The organism is Phocaeicola faecalis, from assembly GCF_021730445.1.
Lineage (GTDB): Bacteria > Bacteroidota > Bacteroidia > Bacteroidales > Bacteroidaceae > Phocaeicola > Phocaeicola faecalis.
In genome coordinates this window covers 32,376-51,323 of record NZ_JADNRM010000012.1, presented here as the reverse complement: position 1 = coordinate 51,323, position 18,948 = coordinate 32,376, and the positions used below count along the sequence as shown (strand labels likewise).

Genomic DNA, 18,948 nt, shown 5'->3' with positions numbered 1-18,948 from the left:
TAAGACAAAAGTAAAGGATAAGATATGGAATACCTGTTTCTAAAACGTAAAAAGAGCACCGCAAGTTCTGAAAGGCAGAAAGACCTGCTTTTCAAGGCTGCTGAACGTCATTGGGACGAACAGTTTGCCGAACAAGGAATGGTGGGTAGGAAAGTGGATTGCTATATATATAAATGTATCCTTTATCAATTGGAAATTCGTCAAGTGTTTCTGGATACTACTCTTTCTTTGAAGAAGTTGAGTGAACTGGTCGATACGAATCAGACTTATCTCTCCAATGTAGTGAACAGGTATTTTGGGTGTAATCTGAAAGAACTTCTGAATACTTACCGTGTAGAGTATGCCAAAGAATTGCTTCGCAGTAATAAATGCTCGTTGGATAAAGTCCCGGAAAAGAGTGGATTTACTTCCCGAAGTGCTTTTTATTCAGCTTTTAGTAAGATAGTAGGCGAATCTCCCAAACGTTATTTTTTGCATGAACAGAGGGCTTTATGCTCTCAATCAATAACTAATATGTATAACCAATTTTAGTTTTTTAAATTTATAAATTTAAAGTTTTTCTATTATGAACAAAAAGTTTTTAAGTGCAATCCTGTTCGGAGCCTTAATGGTTTCGTCAACAGGAACATTTGTGTCTTGTAAGGATTACGACGATGACATCGAGAACTTGCAGGGACAAATCACTGCAAATGCTGATGCAATCAAAGCTTTGCAGGATCTCGTTGGTAGCGGTAAGTATGTGACTTCAGTCGCAAAAACAGCTGACGGACACGGTATTACCTTTACATTCAATCAGGGTGATCCTGTAACTATCACTTTGGATGATGAAAAAGGTGGTGATGTTGTGAAAGTAGTGGATGGCATTCTGTACATCAACGATGAGCCTCAAGAGCTGAAGGTTGCTACAAGCGAAACAAAACCATCTATCATTATGCAGGATGGTGTATGGGCTGTATTGCAGGAAGACGGAACTTACAAATCTACAGGTGTTCCCGTATCAGGCGTTAGTGTAGCAGGTAGCGAAGCTGATGGATTTACATTGACTATCTTTGATAAAGACGGCAAATCACAGGAAGTGAAAGTTCCTTCTGCTTCTTCATTAGTTACTTCTATTGCTATTGCTGTGCCTAATTTGAATGCAGGTACAACATTGCTTCACTGGGGAAATGTAGTTTTCTCTAAAGGAAAAGAGTTGATTAACACATCTGAAACCAAGTATGCAAAAGATGCTATCCTTTCAGCCTTAAATATAGATGGAACAAGAGGTGCTGAAATCAATGTTGTGGTTACTCCTTCTAACATTGACCCGGCTGATTTGAAGTTCAATTTGGTAAATTCTGAAGGTGCTACCATCTTTGAAGAGGCTGTAGTTTCTACTCCTAAGGGTGCTTTGCAGAGAGCAGCCATGGACGGTGTTTATACTTTGCACTTCGCTCTTAAAGAAGGTGTGACTGTAGCTGATATCAACGATAATAAGATTATCGGTCAAAACGATGCTCTTGCTGTAGTTTGTGGTAAAGCTACTACTGCTTTTGAATATAAATCAGGTTTAGCTGCCGGTTTGACTGTTGGGGAAACAAATTCTGCCAACTGCTATGCTGCTTCAACTAATACTTTTGTGAAATTAGGTGAAACTTACAGTTTGTTTGGTAAAGGTTATGCTGCAGATCCTTCTGCAAATCCTAATGCCGCTGCTCAAGCATTCTTAACTAAGTTGGTTGGTGTTTCAGATATTGCTTTGTCATTGGATGAAAACTTGAAATCTTTGTATGGCATTACTATCGATGGTACTAATTTCACTATCTCTAATGAAGCTGCTTATGGTAAAGAAATTACCTTTACTGTGAAATATACTAATAGTGCTTCTACTAAGAAATCTGAAATTCTTAGTACAACTTTGAAAGTAACAGTTCAGAATGCTGCTGTTACAGCAGGTGTTACTCTGAAGGCATCTCATGTATTGTCAACTGATGTAGCTAAGAATACTGTTTACTTGCCATTGGCTGACTTGGCTGCTTCTGTAACTGCTGCCGGTGATAAGATTGTATGGAATAATGCTACTGCATTCACTTATAAGACTGTTGCTAACAATACTCCTGCTACCGGATTTGCGTTGACTTCTAGCAAGAAGTATGGTGCTGCTCCGGCTAATTTGAAAATTGCTAAGGATACTGAATTGAACGGCTTTACTTTAGTTAAATCAGATAAGAAAACTGCTGCAGCTAAGTTAAGTGAGGCTGCTTATTTGGCTATTACTGTTGACCCTGAACAGGCAAATGTAACTGCTGATGTTTATAGTGCTTTGATTCAGTTCGTTGTTACTGCTAATGATGTAGACAATCAGTCTAAGACATTGACTTTACCTGCAACTGTAGAGTTGACATTGACTAACCCGGCATCTGCTGTAAGTAGAATTCCGATGTACTTTGACGGTGATAAGCTGGCTGCTTATGGTGCTGTTCCGACTGCTACTGATTTGGAATATGATGTAAAAACAGCTTATAACAATGCTGATAAAGCAGTAGACTTTACTGTAACAGCAAAAGCAGACAAAGATGCATGGACAGTTAGTGGTAGCACAGTCCAGATTCCTTTGGACAAGTTGTATACTGAAACTCAGAAGTTCGAAGTTTCTTATAAGAACTTTAAAAATGCAACTTACAATGCTACTACTGAAACTATCTATATCACAGGTCAAAGCCCGATAAAAGATGGTACAATCACTGTTAGCAAGACTACTCTTGACCTTGCAACCGGTTCTGACTCATTCTTGAGCGCAGACGTTGCCGGTAAGGATGCATTCAACAAGGCATACAAGTTATTGAACTCATTTACTGCTGAAGTGCTGAATGCTGATGGAAGTGTTAAAACAGCTGCAGCCGCTAAGGACGTACAAGATGAAAGAATTGCTGATATCGAATTGGTTGCTACAGGTGAAAATGCCGGTGCATTTGTTATAACTTATGTTTATAAGAAGATTGATTCTGATGGTAAGCTTGTAGATGGTACAGAGACTGACGGTAAATTGGTAGGTTGGACAATCGCTCTTAAACCGAACACTGCTATCCAAAGCGGAGCTACTATCACATTCGACTTGAACATTACTGATAAGTGGGGTGTTGAACTTCCTGCTCAGAAAGTTACTTTGACTGTGAAAAAATAATCATTCGTTTTAATGATTAGCTAATATAAAGAGCATCCTTCGGGGTGCTCTTTTTTTGTTTAAGTTGTATTTGATAGTATGGCGCAAATATATTTGTAAAAATAGAGAGTCGCTTTCTTGTCCTGTCTAAATAGACAAAAATGTTTTCCACAAAAAAGTTGATAACAAGTTGCTTTCACACGTTTCACCCACTGAAACCCTTTATTCATCGGCTTTTTGGGTGAAAGGAGCTTTTAAGAGGTGAATTTGTTGCTTTCACACGGAAACCCCTATGAACAGGCGGTTTCCGATACTTGTGAAACGTGAAAGGAAGTTTTATCAACTTTCTTTCGGGATTCAGTTCATTCATTCAATCAGTAGGCAAACTCGGAAGAAAATGTTTTCAAAAAAGAATAAGTTTTTTTTCAAAAGGCGTTTTGCTCGTGTCAAAACACCTTAGTCTTTTAAAAAAAGATGGTGGAGTTTCTGAAAAAGTTGGTGGAGTTTTCCGAAAAGCTGGTGGAGTTTTTTAAACCTCTTGAGGTTTTTCATAAACAATGGAGAGAGTTTTAGCAAACAATGGTAACAATCTTTGCAAACAATGCCCATTGTTTGGGGTATAAGAACTGTCACATCACCGGCTATAACCGCGATGTGACAGTTTTTCTTTTTTTCTCTTAATAAAGCGCAGCTGTATCGCTCAACAGTTGGTAAATGCTGCTGGCAATGCCCAATATGAAGATGCCTGCCACACAAATCAACAGACAGGCACGCATGGAAACGCCGGTCTTGAAGGTGGCGATTGGTTCATCGTTGGGAGTAATGAACATAGCTTTCACTATCAGCAGATAGTAATAGAGTGAAATGATGGTGTTTACCAATGCAATAAATACTATCAGATAATATCCGCTTTGGAAAGCTGCCGCAAATACAAAGAATTTACTGAAGAATCCGGCAAATGGGGGAATACCTGCCAAAGAGAAAAGGGCAAGCGTCATCACCATCGTCAGGCGGGGGTTCGTTTTGTAGAGCCCGTTATAATCTTCGCGCTCAACCATTCCGTGGGTGTGCTGCTCAATGGTGTTGATTACACCGAAGACAGCAAGATTGGCTGCAATGTATACAATGATATAATAAACCAATGACGCCATTCCTTGCGGAGTGCCTGCCAGGACTGCCAGCATGATATATCCTGCCTGTGAGATACTGCTGAATGCCATAAAGCGTTTCAGATTGCTTTGGCGGATGGCAAACAGGTTGGCAATGGTGATGGTGGCGACAATGACCACGCATAGCATCTCACTCCATTGGGCGGTCATGGAACCGAATACTTTGACCAGAATGGTCATCAGTGCAAAAGCGGCTGCACCTTTCGAGATGACCGACAGGTAAGCGGCAACAGTGGTGGGGGCTCCCTGATAGGTGTCGGCAGTCCATAAATGGAAAGGTACGAGGCTCAGCTTAAAGGCCAGTCCGGAGAAGAAGAATACCAATGCCAATATTTGAAGCGGACTTCCGGTGATGCCGGCCGGGATGTCATCGAAATAGAGCGTGCCTACGGTTCCGTAAATCATTGAGATGCCATAGAGGAATATACCGCTGGAGAAGAGGGCGGATAAGATGAATTTTGCTCCGGCTTCTGCGCTGTGTCCTTTGTATTTGTCAAAGGCAACAAGGCATGCCATAGGAACGGTAGCCAGTTCCAGCCCCAGAAAGAACAGGAGGAAATGACCTGCGCTCACCATGAAGTACATTCCCAGCAACGTGCTCAGTGTGAGTGTATAGAATTCTCCCATTTTGTGACGGGTGTCTGAACGGCGCAGCCAATGAGTGGATTGCAGGAATATAAGGATGGTGCCCAAAGTGAGAACGCTTTTCATGATGGAGGCCATCGGAGTGGAATGATACATTCCTCCGAAAAGGATGACTTCATCGGGCCATATATTGGCGAACAACTCAATTCCCAACAGAATGCAGGCCAATGGGCGCAACCAGTGGCGAAGGCGCACAGGCAGGAAGAGGTCGAGTACAAACATCAACAGAAATACCGCGGTGAGGCTCAGCTCCTGATGCATTTGTAAAATAGATGTAATGTCCATAATCGTATGTTATTGTATTAATTGAGTGATAATCGGTTCTACACTGTTACTAATCAGGTTGCTTATCCAGAATGGGGCAAGACCCAGTCCGGCTACGCAGGCTATCAGGAATATGACTGCCACTCTTTCATCCCAAGTAGCATCGGTGAGTTTCAGATGATTAGGGTTCAATACCTTGCCATACAGAATCTTACCTACCACACGCAGAATATAAACCGCAGTAATCACGATACTTGTAGTGGCTATCAGCGTGCATATACGGTGGAAGGTGTCGTTGTTTTGAAATGAGCCGACAAAGACGGTCATTTCTGCTACAAATCCACTCAGTCCCGGCAGTCCCAGATTGGCAAGACCGGCAATGACATAGCCTACAGCCAGAAAAGGCATGATTTTCATCAGTCCTCCCATCAGGCGTACATCGCGTGTATGGGTGCGGCCGTAAATCATACCGATTAGGGCAAAGAACAAAGCAGTCATCAGGCCGTGGCTCAGCATTTGGAGGATGGCTCCCGTACAACTGGTGCGTGTCATCATCAGAAGAGCGAAAAGTACCAAGCCGCAATGCGATACGGATGAATAGGCATTGATGTATTTCAAGTCGGTCTGTACCACAGCACTGAATGCACCGTAAACCACAGAAATAGTGGTCAGCACGAGGAATACATCACCCCACATGGCTGCTCCTTCGGGCATCAGATACATGGCCACACGAAAACAGCCGTAACCTCCCAACTTCATCAGTACGCCGGCATGAAGCATACTGACGGCTGTGGGGGCGGAAGCGTGACCGTCGGGGCTCCATGTATGGAATGGGAATAGTGCGCCCAGCACACCGAATCCCAGAAAAATAAGCGGGAAGAATATGTGCTGCATTGTATCGGGAATATGCAGTTTGGCTATTTCGAGCAGGTTCATTGTCTCGCCTCCTGCTCCGTAGAAGATACCCAGAATACCTATCAGCAGAAAGGCGGAGCCGCCCATCAGCATCAGGGTGAGTTTCATGGCGGCATATTCCTTACGGCCGCTTCCCCATACGCCAATCAGCAGGTACATCGGGATAAGCGCTACCTCATAGAACATAAACATGGTGAATAGGTCTGTCGAGATAAAGAAGCCGAACACTCCCAAACTAAGCAGTGTGAACCACATGAAATACTCTTTGGTGAGAGGCTGAAGCTTCCATGATGCAAATGTTCCGGTGAAGACAATGATGGCGCTCAGCAGTAACATGGCTACGGAGATGCCATCTACTCCGATGGAGTAACATATATGTAAGGGGGCATACCAGGACATGCTGTCGGTAAACAGCATTTCTTCCATGGCACCGGCTTGGCGGAGCCCGATATAATCGACGGTGAGGTAGACAGACAGTGCCAGCAGTAGGGAAGCACCGGTTACCATCACTCCGCGTACTTTATTGACGCTGCGCGAAGCCCAAAGCCCCGCGAGCATCAATAAAGGAACTATGATGAAAAAACTTAGTATGTTCATTTGTATACTTAATTATTCGTTTGGCTGGTTAAACTAATAGAATCAGTGTCAATATCAGGGCTCCTGCCAGAAACCAAATACTGTATTGCTGCACATTTCCGCTTTGCATATCGCGTATCTCGTCGGCTGTGGCGTGAGTGCTCCAGGCGGTGAAGTTGAAGAACTGGTCGATGACGTGACGGTCCCACCAGGCTATCGGAGTGCTGATGCACCGGAATACAATCTTCTTGGTGAAGAACATCCAGACTTCGTCCATGTAGAAGCGGTGATAGGCAGCTGTGTGTAAACGACTGAAAGTGCGTGCCAGCTTGTCGGCAACAGGCTGTTTGGAACCTGCATACATCCATGTGGCAAGGCCGATGGACAGCAGTGCAATAATGATGCTCGTTGTGGCCACCTGCATATCCAGATGGATGGTGTAGGCTTCTCCATTGCTGCTGATTAAATCACCGAAGGGGATGAATCCGGCCACACAGGTTACGGCAGCCAGGAACATCAAGGGGAAGGTCATAGTTAATGGAGCTTCATGTGGGGTATGCGTTTCCGGGCGGACACATGGGGCCGCCCCTACGGTGGCTGTTTGTCCTTTCCATTCTCCATTCCAGAAAATACAATAATAAAGGCGGAACATATAGAATGCGGTCATGGCGGCAATACCCGTCATAATCCATCCCATCGCCGGGCTGAACTGGAAGCAGGCGGTCAGAATTTCGTCTTTGGAGAAGAAGCCCGAGAAAGGCCAAATGCCCGAAATGGCAAGACAGGCTATCAGGAAAGTGATGTGGGTGACGGGCATGTATTTGCGCAACCCGCCCATCGCGCTCATTTCATTGCTGTGTACGGCATGAATGATGCATCCTGCTCCCAAGAAGAGTAATGCCTTGAACATGGCGTGGGTGAACAGATGGAACATGGAAGCCATGTAGCCCAATCCTCCTTCGTGGGGATTCATCGAGGTGCAAACGCCCAAGGCTACAATCATAAAACCTATCTGCGAGATGGTGGAGAAAGCCAGTACGCGTTTGATATCGCTTTGCACACAAGCTACACTGGCAGCGTAGAATGCCGTGAAAGCACCGATGTAGGCTGTCCAATGGAGCACTTCGGGAGCATAACCGATGAACAATGGGAACATGCGGGCTATCAGATATACACCGGCTACTACCATGGTAGCGGCATGAATCAGGGCGCTGACCGGAGTAGGGCCTTCCATGGCATCGGGCAGCCAGATGTGTAATGGAAACATGGCACTCTTTCCGGCTCCGCCGACAAACATCAGTCCCAGTGCCAATGGAATCATTGTTCCTGCCGCAACCAGGGTGCTTGCTGCCGGTGTGAAAGAGAATGTTTCTGCATAGTAGCCGTAGATAAGGATACCGATAAGAAACCCGAGGTCGGCAAAACGGGTGACGATAAATGCTTTCTTGCTGGCTGCAATGGCTTCTTTCTTGGTATAATAGAAACCAATGAGCAGATAAGAACTGACACCTACCAATTCCCAAAAGATGTACATTTGGAAAATATTGGTTGCTACTACCAGCCCCAGCATTGACATGGTGAACAGACTCAGAAAAGCATAATAGCGTTGAAAGCCTTTTTCACCTTTCATATAGCCGAAGGAGTAGATGTGTACCATCAGTGATACGGTAGAAATCACAACCAACATCATGATGGAAATAGGGTCGAGCAAGATGCCCATGTTGATATGAAGGTCGGTTGTGAACGGTAACCATTCAATGTTATAGGGCATGAGGGTGGGGAAGGTGCCTGCTGCCGTACGGCCGCCTGTGAAATAGTGGAAGGCGGTGAGGTAGGAAAGCAATGCCACCCCTGCCAGTGAAGCTGTGCCGATGGCACCTGCCACGCTGTTCTTCATGCGCATACCTGCCAGTCCCAGTATTAGAAAACTGAGAAAAGGAAGGATGAGGATTAGAATTGTATATTCCATAATTAATTTTTCATTTCGTTTAAGTTCTTCACTTGTATGTTTCGGATGTTACGATAGATATTGATGATGATGGCAATAGCTACCGCTGTTTCCGCAGCACTCACTCCGATGGCGAACAGGGCGAAGAACACTCCTTCCAGTTCGTCGGGGAAGAGGTAGCGGTTGAACACGGCGAAGTTGATATCGACGGAGTTCAAAATCAGTTCCACACTAATCAGCATGGCAAGCAGGTTGCGGCGGGTAAAGAAACCATAGATGCCTGCAAACATCATAAAGGTGGAAACCACCAGGTAATATTCCATGTGTACCATAGTCAAACTTATCTTTTACGTGCAATCATTATACCTCCCACAATGCAAGCCAGCAGCAATATGCTGATTACTTCGAAAGGCAGTACATATTGATATTTCCCCATTCCCATCAATGTGTGGCCGATGGTCTGCACATGCAGTTCGCCGGGAGTGAAGTGGGAGGGGAGAAACTCGTTTTTCAACATAACAAACAGGCAGATACCCAGCCCGGCAAGGGTGGAAACAGCTCCTGCCACCATCTTTCCGTTTTTCAGCCGTTCGGACTTGTCTCCTTGTGAGGAGGTAAGCAGAATACTGAAAACATACAGTACCGTGATGCCGCCGGCATAAATCAGTAATTGGACGGCTCCTAAAAACGAATAATTGAGCTGGAAGTAAATGCCTGCCGTTCCGAATAGCACAAACAGCAGATAGGTCGCCGCACGCAGGATGCGTGATGTGGTGACTGCCAATACTGAACAGACAGCGATAAACAATGCCAGCACAATGAATACAATTAGTTGTAGTGTCATAATATCGTTTGTTTTTTATTTCTTATTCAAGGTGAGAACCAATTTACTGCGGTCAAACACGGCATTTTCAAACTCCGTATCGAAGCGGATGGCATCGTGCGGACACGCATTGACGCAGAGTTGACAGAACATACAGGCGCCCAAGTCATATTCATATCTCACCAATATTTTTTTCTTCTTGCCTGTTTCTTCATCAGTCTGTGTCTCGCTGGTGATATGAATGGTGTCGTTGGGACAGGCCATCTGGCACAGTCCGCAGGCAATACATTTATTGTTTCCGTCTTCATCGGCCGGCATGATGAGGCGACCACGGAAGCGGGGAGAGATTTCCAGTGTAGCACGGTTCTCGGGATACTGCTCGGTCACTTTCGGTGTGAAAAATTCTCGTCCGGTGATTTTCATTCCGGTGAGTAGTGTACCGATACCGTGTAACAGTCCTCCTATATATGAACGTTTTTCTTCTTTCATTAGAAATGCAATTTAAATACAACAATAATAACCATCAGCAACAAATTGCAAAGACCTATCGGTACCAGATATTTCCATTCCAGTGTAAGAATCTGGTCGATACGCAGACGCGGGAAAGTCCACTTTATCCACATTAGCAGCCAGACAATAAAGAATGACTTTGCAAAGAACCATACAAATCCGGGAATATAGTCCATTATAGCATTGAAGCTGTCCAAACCGGGAATATGCAACGGCATCCAGCCGCCCAGAAAAATGGTGGTGGCTACCCCGGCAATAATGAACAGGTTGACGAACTCTGCCACATAGAATAACCCGAAGTGCATTCCCGAATATTCGGTGTGATATCCGGCCGTCAACTCACTTTCGGCTTCGGGTAAGTCGAACGGACCACGGTTTACTTCTGCATTACCGGCTATCAGATAGATGATGAAGGCAATCATTGCCGGGATATGTCCTTTGAAAAGGAACCAGCCGTCGGCCTGACGTTCTACTATTTCTGAAAGTTGCATGGTATCGGTCAATACGACAATAGTGAGGATACTCAGTCCGACAGACAGTTCATAACTAATCATCTGTGCACCGCTTCGCATGGCACCGATTAGTGAGTATTTGTTGTTGGAACTCCATCCGGCAAGCAGGATACCTACCACACCGATACTGGAGGCTGCCATCAGGAAAAAGATACCGACATTGAAGTCGAGTACTTCCATTCCTTTGCTGAAGGGCAGGCAACTGAATGACAGGATAGATGCCAGTATCACAATATAGGGAGCGAGGTTATAAAGGAAATTGTCGGCGTGACGGATGGTGATGATTTCTTTTATCAACATCTTGAATACATCGGCAAAGACCTGTATGGTGCCCCAAGGTCCTACACGCATCGGCCCCAGGCGACACTGGAATGCTGCACAGACCTTGCGTTCCATGAATATCATAATGATAGCAATCACTGCGTAGGCAAGCATGATGCATACACCGATAGCTACACACTCTATAAATACGGCCAACCCTTCGGGCATGAAGGAAGTAAGCATCGAGTGTATCCATTGGGTTACTATACTAAAATCAAACATATATTATTTCGTTTCGTTTATTATTAATCTTATCTGTCTATGTCCGGTACCACGTAGTCCACCGTTCCGCCGATGGCAATCAGGTCGGCTATCTTGGCACCGCGGCACATGGTTTCCATTGCCGAAACCAATGGCAGTCCGGTAGCACGGAACTTCAAGCGGTAAGGATATTTGTCTCCACGACTTTCCAAAAAGACGCCGAACTCTCCACGGCTGCCTTCCACTGCAGCATAATAAGAACCTTCGGGCACACGGATAATCGGTTTCATCTTTTGTTGGAATGTTCCTTCAGGAATATTGTCTATCAATTGTTCGATGATGTTCATACTTTCCATAATTTCTTCCATGCGCACCATATAGCGTGCAAATGAATCACCTTCGGTATGGATAATTTCCTTGAAGTCTACTTTGTCATACATGGAGTAGGGGTGGCGTTTGCGGGTGTCGCAAGCCCAACCGCTGGCGCGTCCTGTTCCTCCGGTTGCACCAAAAGAGATGGCGTCTTCGCGGGTGAGCACTCCTACGCCTTTCATGCGTTCTTGTGCGATGACATTGCCGGTGAAGACTTCGTGATACTCCTTTAGCGTGGGGCGGAGGTAAGCGATAAAGTCTTTTACCTTTTGTACAAAGTCCGGTGCGATATCGGCCTGCACACCACCGATGGTATTATAATTTTGGATTAAGCGGCCTCCGGTAGTTGCTTCGAAGATGTCCAAAATCTTTTCGCGGTCACGGAATCCATAAAAGAAGGCCGTCAGCGCTCCCAAGTCCATGCACAGGCAGGAAAAAAACAATAAATGTGAATCAATGCGTTGCAGCTCGTCCATGATGGTACGGATATACTGTACCCGTTCACTCACTTCCACGCCCATTGCCTTTTCGATACACATACAGAGTGCATGGCGGTTTTGATGTGCGCCCAGATAGTCCAGACGGTCGGTCAAGGCGAGTGTTTGGGGATAGGTCAGGCTTTCGCACATCTTTTCGATACCACGGTGGATATATCCGCAGTGTACATCCAGTTTCTTTATAATCTCACCTTCCAGTGATACGCGGAAGCGGAGCACTCCGTGAGTTGCCGGGTGTTGCGGGCCTATATTAATAATGTATTCATCTTCGTCGAAGATGGTTTCTCGTTTTTCAATTACGCTGCCGTCATGCTGCACTTCCATATATTGGGTAGTGTCGACCGGCTCTTCGTTGGTCATCCGCAGCGGGTTGAGGCTTTCGTCATAATCTTTGCGGAGCGGATAGCCCACCCAGTCCTCGCGCAGGAACAAGCGGCGCATATCGGGATGTCCCACAAAACGGATGCCGAAGTAATCATATACCTCACGTTCGTTGAATTCTGCGCCTTTCCAAATATCGCAGACAGTGGGCAATTCAGCTTTCTCACGGTTAGCAGTAGCGGTTTTGATTACTTTATTCTCTCCGGTAGTTGTCTTTTCCAGATGGTAGACTACTCCCAGTCCATCTTCTCCCCAGTCCATGCCGGTGAGCGAACGCATAAAGTCATAGCCTTCCGCGCGTAGCTTTTGCATCTCGGTGCGGAGTTCGTTGGGCTCTATTTTGATAATATCATCCATAAGTTATTCCTTTCGTGGTTCTTCTTCCTTGCGGTTCACTCCGCCAAAGAATTTTTCCAGTTTTACTTTACGTTGCAGTTGTATCATGCCGTATAATAAGGCTTCGGGCCGTGGAGGGCATCCGGGGATATATACGTCCACCGGTAATATCTTGTCAACTCCGTTCAGCACATGGTATGACTTCTTGAACGGACCTCCACTGATGGCGCATCCGCCCACTGCAATCACATATTTAGGGTCTGCCATTTGGTCATAAAGTCGTTTTAATACCGGTGCCATTTTGTGTGTGATGGTTCCGGCTACCATAATCATATCTGCTTGTCGCGGACTGGCACGGGCTACTTCAAACCCAAAACGGGCAAAGTCATACCGGGCAGCACCGACTGCCATAAACTCGATTCCACAGCAACTGGTTGCAAAGGTAAGCGGCCACAGCGAGTTGCTGCGTCCCCAGTTGATGAGGTCGTCCAAACAACCGATAAGTACTTTGGTACCTCCTTCATTAAGTTGCTTGACCATGTTCTCCAGATACTCATTATCTTTGAAATCTTCATAAGGGATAGATTTTATGACCGGTTTCTTTATTTCCATTCCAATGCTCCTTTCTTCCAGGCGTATGCCAGACCTAATACGAGTACTACAATAAAGAAGAGGATACTGACTAAACCGTATACTCCTAAGTCCTGAACGACTGCCGCCCACGGAAAAAGAAATACCGTTTCAACATCAAACATAAGAAATAGGATAGCAAACAGATAGTAACCTACCTTGAACTGCATCCATGACTGTCCGCGCGTGGGGATACCACATTCATAAGCCTCCCCTTTTTGCGGGTTGTACGAACGGGGGGATATGGCACGGGCAATGCCCAAAGCCACGGCAACTAGTGCGATTGCCGTCAGGATAACGACAACTAATAATGTAAAATACATATCTAAACTTTTTTGTGATTAGACAAAATGTGATTGAATGCAAAGCCTGCTTACATAACGCTTAATGTAAGATACTTTGTTTGGGCCTTTGACCTGAATGTATAAAATTAAATAATGATTCGCCGTAGTGCATAGATATAGTAATCCACGGCATGCGAGTAATGGGAAATGAATGAATGAAAATGTATGTTGTTTGTTTGTAGCTCCTGTTTCCAGAAATCATTCAGTGTCGCAAGCAGACGGAGAGCACATTTGGATTTTGAAGTCAAATCCGGATTGTCAAGAGCTATTGCTACTTGTGGCATATCAGCAAAACGGTTGATAAACAGGAAATCCATGGTCTTTTTACACGGACTTTGTGTTTGCTGATAAGAAGAGGTTATACTTGATTTCTGGGGAGATGAACTCGTCACTGAAGTACACTCTTCTTGTCCCACTATTGTCATCAAGAGCAGGGAAAACAAAAGAGAAATAAATATCTTCAGCATATTGTTCATAATGATGATTTTATTTAGAGGTCACAAAGTTAGCCATAAATTTGGAATTTTATCATTATAAATTGTTTTTTTTCTCTTTCCATAGGTGAAGCGACTTCCGTACTTCTTAGTGTTTCTTCCAAAATCCGGGAGTAAACAACAATAGGACGGTAAATAATTCCAAACGGCCGATGAGCATGAGTAATGCACTAATCCATTTGGCCATATCGGGCAATCCGCTCCACGAATAAGAAGGTCCGCACTTGCCTATGCCCGGGCCGACATTGCCTAAGCTGGAAATCACGACACTGTATGCTTCTTCAAATCCTACTCCCAACATCATAAGCAATAGCCACCCTATAAAGACAATAGTTATATAAAGGAAGGTAAATGCCAGTATAGCCGATTTGGTTGTGGCAGAAATCACCTGACGGTTGATACGGACCGGCAGAACTGCATTGGGATGGATGATTCGCTTGAACTCATTCTTTGATACACGGCTCATGATGGCAATACGAATACATTTTATACCTCCGGAAGTGGAACCTGCACATGCTCCGAAGAACATGATGATACACATTAATGTCCACAGTACCGGCACCCAGGTCATGTAATCTGCAGAAATAAATCCGGTGGTGGTCTGTAAGGAGACTACTTGAAAAATAGCTTTTCGGAATGATTCTTCCACTCCCATCGGACTGGTAATGACCAGTGTAATGGTGGTGAACAGGGTAAAACAGCCTACAGTACCCAGATACCAATGAAACTCGGTATTCTCAATCAGCCGTTTGAACTTTCCTTTCAGGAAGAATAGAAACAGCAGGGTAAAGTTGATACCCGACAAGAACATGAAAAGCGTGATTACATATTCTATATAAGGAGAATGAAAAGCGGCAATGCTGTTTTGCTTGGTGGAGTATCCTCCTGTAGCAGTAGTTGTCAATGAATGGCACACACTGTCGAACAGATTCATTCCGCCCAGCAATAGTAAGAATACTTCCGTTATGGTCAGTCCCAGATAGATGCTCCAAATCCATTTGGCGGTGACACCGATGCGGGGATGTACTTTGTCATGGGTAGGTCCTGTAGCTTCGGCTGCAAATAACTGCACACCGCCTACTCCGAAAATGGGTAGTACGGCAATGGTAAAGAATACAATTCCCAGCCCTCCGATCCATTGGGTCATACTTCGCCAGAAAAGTAACCCGTGGGGCAATGATTCGATATTATCCAAAATGCTGGCTCCGGTAGTGGTGAATCCCGACATGGTTTCAAAAAACGCATCAGTGATGCTGGGAATATGTCCACTCAGATAAAACGGCAACATTCCGAACAGGGAGAAGAAAATCCAAGCAAGGGATACTACTACATAGCCGTCGCGACGGCTGATTTTCCTTTCGGCATTCTTTCCGAATAGGGAGAAGACAATACCGGCCCCTGCTGTGATGGCGGCCGAAGAAAGGAATGCAGTTAAATCTGCTTCTTTATAATATATGGCAAGCAATGCGCATAAAATCAGGAAGCCCGCTTCGATAAAGAAAAGAGAGCCCATGATTTTGCATATCATTTTAGAGTTAATCATCAGTTGAAGAATTTTTCAGCTTTTTTAATCATCATCCCCAAACAGAATACTACTACATGGTCTTCCGGCTGGATGATTGTATTACCTGTTACCAAGATACCTTCTCCATTTCGAATCAGGCCGCCGATGGTCACTCCTTTGGGAAGCCCCATGTCTTTAATGGTATCTTTGGTAATGCGTGAACCGGCTTTTACCGTAAATTCAGCAACATCGGCATTGGCAAAAGTCAGGCATTTTACATTGGATACGTCGGCGTCCAGCATCATTTGGTAAATATGACTGGCAGCAATCATCTTTTTATTGATGACCGTACCGATATCCAAACTTTCTGCCATACTGATATAATCAATGTTTTCCACCTCTGCAACGGTTTTGGTTACGCCCATTCTTTTGGCTGCAAGGCATGCCAGGATATTTGTTTCCGAATTGTCTGTCAACGCTACAAAGGCCTCGGTATTGCGAAGACCTTCTTCTAACAGCAAATCCATATCCCGACCGTCTCCATTGATAATCATTACTTTATCGTCTACCACTTCGGTCAGGCGATTGCAACGGTTGATATCGTTTTCGATGATTTTTACCTGCATGTATTCAGGTACGTATTGAGTCGTACGGACGGCTATGCGGCTGCCTCCCATAATCATTACGTTACGCACATCTGCGTAATTTTCTTTTCCGGCTATTTTACGGATATAAGGAATATATTTCTTGGTAGTGGTAAAATAAACAATGTCATGTAGTTTGATGGTGTCATCTCCGCGTGGGATAATCGTTTCATTGCCTCTTTTAATCGCTACAATGTGGAATGGAATATTGCGTCCGCCCAGTTCGTGCAGAGGCACATTCAGGATTTCTGCCGTTTCACGCATCTTTGTACCAATCAACACCAGTGCACCGCCGCAGAACTCCCACCATTGGCGAATCCAGCTCATCTTGATGGCGTCTACAATTTCTTTTGCAGCCAGCATTTCGGGATAGATTAGTGAATGAACCCCTAGGTGTGAAAAGAATTCCTTATGTTTGGGTAATAGATATTCGTAGTTGTCAATACGGGCTACAGTCTTTTTGGCACCTAGGTTAGTAGCCAGCATACATGCTGTCATGTTGCGGCTTTCCTCCGGCATGACACCGATAAAGAGATCGGCTCCCGCTACCCCGGCATTCTTCAGACCGGAAATGGAAGTCGGGGATGCATTGACTGTCATCAAGTCGAAGTTGGAATCCAATTTACTCAACTTCTCCTCGTTCTCATCCATCAGGATAATATCTTGTTTTTCACCTGAAAGCAGTTTTGCCAGATGGGTGCCTACGGCTCCGGCTCCTGCAATAATAATCTTCATTTTTATCTTTCTCTTTTAGAATGATACCAATACCTTGTAAATACCTTCTTCATCCATACCGCATAAACGATGCAGGTCTTTCACCGGACCGTGTTCTACAAATTTATCCGGCAAACCGATGCGGCGGACAGTGGGAGTGTATCCGTTGTCTGCCATAAACTCCAGAATAGCGCTGCCCATTCCACCTTTCAGCACACCGTCTTCGATGGTGACTATCCGGTGGAAGTTCTTTCCTATTTCGTGCAACATCTCTTCGTCCAACGGCTTTAAGAAGCGCAGGTCGTAATGGGCGATGCTCATCTTGCTTTCAGCTTCAGCGCGGGCAATTGTTTTTTGTGCCACATTGCCAATCGGACCGAGGGTGATGACTGCTATATCTTTTCCGTTTTTCAGTTTTCGTCCTTTGCCTATCTCAATTTCTTCAAAAGGAGATTTCCAATCCACCAGCACTCCTCTTCCCCGTGGGTAACGAATCACAAAAGGTCCTTTATCCGGAAGTTGTGCGGTATACATCAGATTGCGCAGCTCATGCTCGTCGTAAGGAGATGCCACCGTCAGATTAGGAATGGGGCGCATATATGCCAAGTCGAATGCACCATGATGGGTAGGGCCGTCCTCGCCCACAATTCCCGCCCGGTCCAGACAAAGAACGACGTTCAACTTTTGAATGGCTACATCGTGGATGACATTGTCGTATGCACGTTGCATGAAGGACGAATAGATGTTGCAGAATGGGATTAATCCGTCTTTTGCCATACCACCGGAGAAGGTAACAGCATGACCTTCTGCTATGCCTACATCAAATCCACGGTCGGGCATTGCTTTCATTAATATATTCATAGAGCAGCCCGATGGCATTGCCGGTGTCACTCCCACTATTTTATCGTTTTGTTGTGCCAGCTCCAATAGCGTATTGCCAAATACATCCTGAAACAAAGGGGGAAGTCCGTCGGTATCTACCACAATGCGTTCTCCGGTTTCCTTATCAAAGATGCCGGGTGCATGCCAAATGGTAGCAGCTTTTTCTGCCGGGCCAAATCCTTTGCCTTTAGTGGTATGGATATGGAGCAACTTGGGGCCTTGCATGTCTTTTATTTCTTTCAAGACACGTGCCAGATTATTGACATCGTGCCCGTCAATAGGACCAAAATAGCGGATATTCATTCCCTCAAACACATTTTGTTGCTGTACGAGCATGGATTTCAGACTATTATTGAAGCGAATCAGGCTCTTCCGGCGCTCTTCGTTCAGTATGCCCCACTTATGGAACATTTTTGAAATCTTGTATCGTATCTTGTTGTAACCTTCAGACATCTGGAGGTTTAGCAGATATTGTTTCATCCCGCCCACACTGCGGTCGATAGCCATATTGTTATCATTCAGGATAATCAAGAGATTGTTGGGAGTAGAAGAAGCGTTGTTTAGCCCTTCGAATGCCAGACCGCCACTCATTGAGCCGTCACCGATGACTGCCACCACATGGCGGTTGTTTTCACCGTTTTTCTTGGCTGCAACAGCCATTCCGAGCGCAGCTGAAATGGAGTTGGAAGCGTGCCCGCACGTAAAAGTGTCATACTCGCTTTCGTGAGGAGATGGAAAAGGGCACAGACCGTGTAATTTGCGGTTCGTGCAGAATGTATCCCTGCGGCCTGTCAATATCTTATGGCCGTAAGCCTGATGGCCTACATCCCATACAATGCGGTCGTAAGGAGTATCAAATACATAATGTAAGGCTACGGTCAGTTCTACCACTCCCAGACTGGAACCGAAGTGTCCCGGATTGCGTGAGAGCTCATCTATTATTTTTTGCCTCAGCTCTTTACATACTTCGGGCAGTTTGTCTGCCCCTAAGCGGCGCAAATCTTCCGGTGTATCTAAACTTTTCAGCAACATATATGAAGTATCCTGTTCCATTCCTATGATATGATAAATATCTTGCAAAAATAGCATAATTATGTGTATTATGATTACATTTGTCCTTAAAA

16 protein-coding genes are annotated in these 18,948 nt (G+C 45.0%); 2 read left to right on the top strand and 14 right to left on the bottom strand.

The features are described 5' to 3' along the window. The first annotated feature begins 24 nt into the window (after window positions 1-24). Both IR173_RS12045 and IR173_RS12040 read left to right on the top strand, forming a co-directional pair. The gene (locus IR173_RS12045) at window positions 25-531 is read left to right on the top strand and encodes a helix-turn-helix domain-containing protein (protein ID WP_237039843.1); all 507 of its coding nucleotides are present in this window, start codon (window positions 25-27) and stop codon (window positions 529-531) included. Window positions 532-565: 34 nt separating this feature from the next. After that, window positions 566-3,163 carry a DUF4988 domain-containing protein gene (locus tag IR173_RS12040; RefSeq protein WP_237039842.1) on the top strand — a complete coding sequence of 866 codons (2,598 nt, stop codon included), beginning with the start codon at window positions 566-568 and terminating at the stop codon, window positions 3,161-3,163. A gap of 656 nt (window positions 3,164-3,819) precedes the next feature. Here IR173_RS12040 and IR173_RS12035 read toward each other — a convergent pair. From IR173_RS12035 to dxs, 14 genes are all read right to left on the bottom strand, one after another. Continuing rightward, window positions 3,820-5,244, bottom strand: coding sequence for an NADH-quinone oxidoreductase subunit N (locus tag IR173_RS12035; protein WP_237039879.1), 1,425 nt, complete (start codon window positions 5,242-5,244; stop codon window positions 3,820-3,822). A gap of 6 nt (window positions 5,245-5,250) precedes the next feature. Next, window positions 5,251-6,732, bottom strand: coding sequence for a complex I subunit 4 family protein (locus IR173_RS12030; RefSeq protein WP_237039841.1), 1,482 nt, complete (start codon window positions 6,730-6,732; stop codon window positions 5,251-5,253). Between the two features lie 28 nt (window positions 6,733-6,760). Next, entirely contained in the window at window positions 6,761-8,680 is a 1,920-nt protein-coding gene (gene nuoL, locus IR173_RS12025; RefSeq protein ID WP_237039840.1) for an NADH-quinone oxidoreductase subunit L, read from the bottom strand. Window positions 8,681-8,682: 2 nt separating this feature from the next. Continuing rightward, window positions 8,683-8,991 carry an NADH-quinone oxidoreductase subunit NuoK gene (gene nuoK / locus IR173_RS12020; protein ID WP_237039839.1) on the bottom strand — a complete coding sequence of 103 codons (309 nt, stop codon included), beginning with the start codon at window positions 8,989-8,991 and terminating at the stop codon, window positions 8,683-8,685. A gap of 8 nt (window positions 8,992-8,999) precedes the next feature. Beyond that, complete coding sequence (locus IR173_RS12015; RefSeq protein WP_237039838.1) at window positions 9,000-9,503, bottom strand: NADH-quinone oxidoreductase subunit J family protein; 504 nt, start codon at window positions 9,501-9,503, stop codon at window positions 9,000-9,002. Between the two features lie 15 nt (window positions 9,504-9,518). Beyond that, window positions 9,519-9,971: a NuoI/complex I 23 kDa subunit family protein gene (locus IR173_RS12010; RefSeq protein ID WP_237039837.1), complete on the bottom strand. Its 453-nt coding sequence runs from the start codon at window positions 9,969-9,971 to the stop codon at window positions 9,519-9,521. After that, the gene (nuoH, locus tag IR173_RS12005; protein WP_237039836.1) at window positions 9,971-11,047 is read right to left on the bottom strand and encodes an NADH-quinone oxidoreductase subunit NuoH; all 1,077 of its coding nucleotides are present in this window, start codon (window positions 11,045-11,047) and stop codon (window positions 9,971-9,973) included. Before nuoH ends, IR173_RS12010 begins: the two co-directional genes overlap by 1 nt. A 29-nt stretch (window positions 11,048-11,076) precedes the next feature. Beyond that, entirely contained in the window at window positions 11,077-12,633 is a 1,557-nt protein-coding gene (locus IR173_RS12000; RefSeq protein WP_237039835.1) for an NADH-quinone oxidoreductase subunit D, read from the bottom strand. Between the two features lie 3 nt (window positions 12,634-12,636). Then, window positions 12,637-13,224 (bottom strand): NADH-quinone oxidoreductase subunit B, encoded by a 588-nt coding sequence (locus IR173_RS11995; protein ID WP_237039834.1) that lies wholly within the window; start codon window positions 13,222-13,224, stop codon window positions 12,637-12,639. Further along, complete coding sequence (locus IR173_RS11990; protein WP_237039833.1) at window positions 13,215-13,565, bottom strand: NADH-quinone oxidoreductase subunit A; 351 nt, start codon at window positions 13,563-13,565, stop codon at window positions 13,215-13,217. Before IR173_RS11990 ends, IR173_RS11995 begins: the two co-directional genes overlap by 10 nt. A 107-nt stretch (window positions 13,566-13,672) precedes the next feature. After that, window positions 13,673-13,903, bottom strand: coding sequence for a hypothetical protein (locus IR173_RS11985; RefSeq protein ID WP_237039832.1), 231 nt, complete (start codon window positions 13,901-13,903; stop codon window positions 13,673-13,675). Between the two features lie 265 nt (window positions 13,904-14,168). After that, window positions 14,169-15,623: a TrkH family potassium uptake protein gene (locus IR173_RS11980; RefSeq protein WP_237039831.1), complete on the bottom strand. Its 1,455-nt coding sequence runs from the start codon at window positions 15,621-15,623 to the stop codon at window positions 14,169-14,171. After that, window positions 15,623-16,963 (bottom strand): Trk system potassium transporter TrkA, encoded by a 1,341-nt coding sequence (gene trkA / locus IR173_RS11975; protein ID WP_237039830.1) that lies wholly within the window; start codon window positions 16,961-16,963, stop codon window positions 15,623-15,625. The genes IR173_RS11980 and trkA overlap by 1 nt, the downstream gene beginning before the upstream one ends. Window positions 16,964-16,978: 15 nt before the next feature. Beyond that, on the bottom strand, window positions 16,979-18,877 hold the full coding sequence (gene dxs, locus IR173_RS11970; protein WP_237039878.1) for a 1-deoxy-D-xylulose-5-phosphate synthase: 1,899 nt from the start codon (window positions 18,875-18,877) through the stop codon (window positions 16,979-16,981). Between the last annotated feature and the right edge of the window lie 71 nt (window positions 18,878-18,948).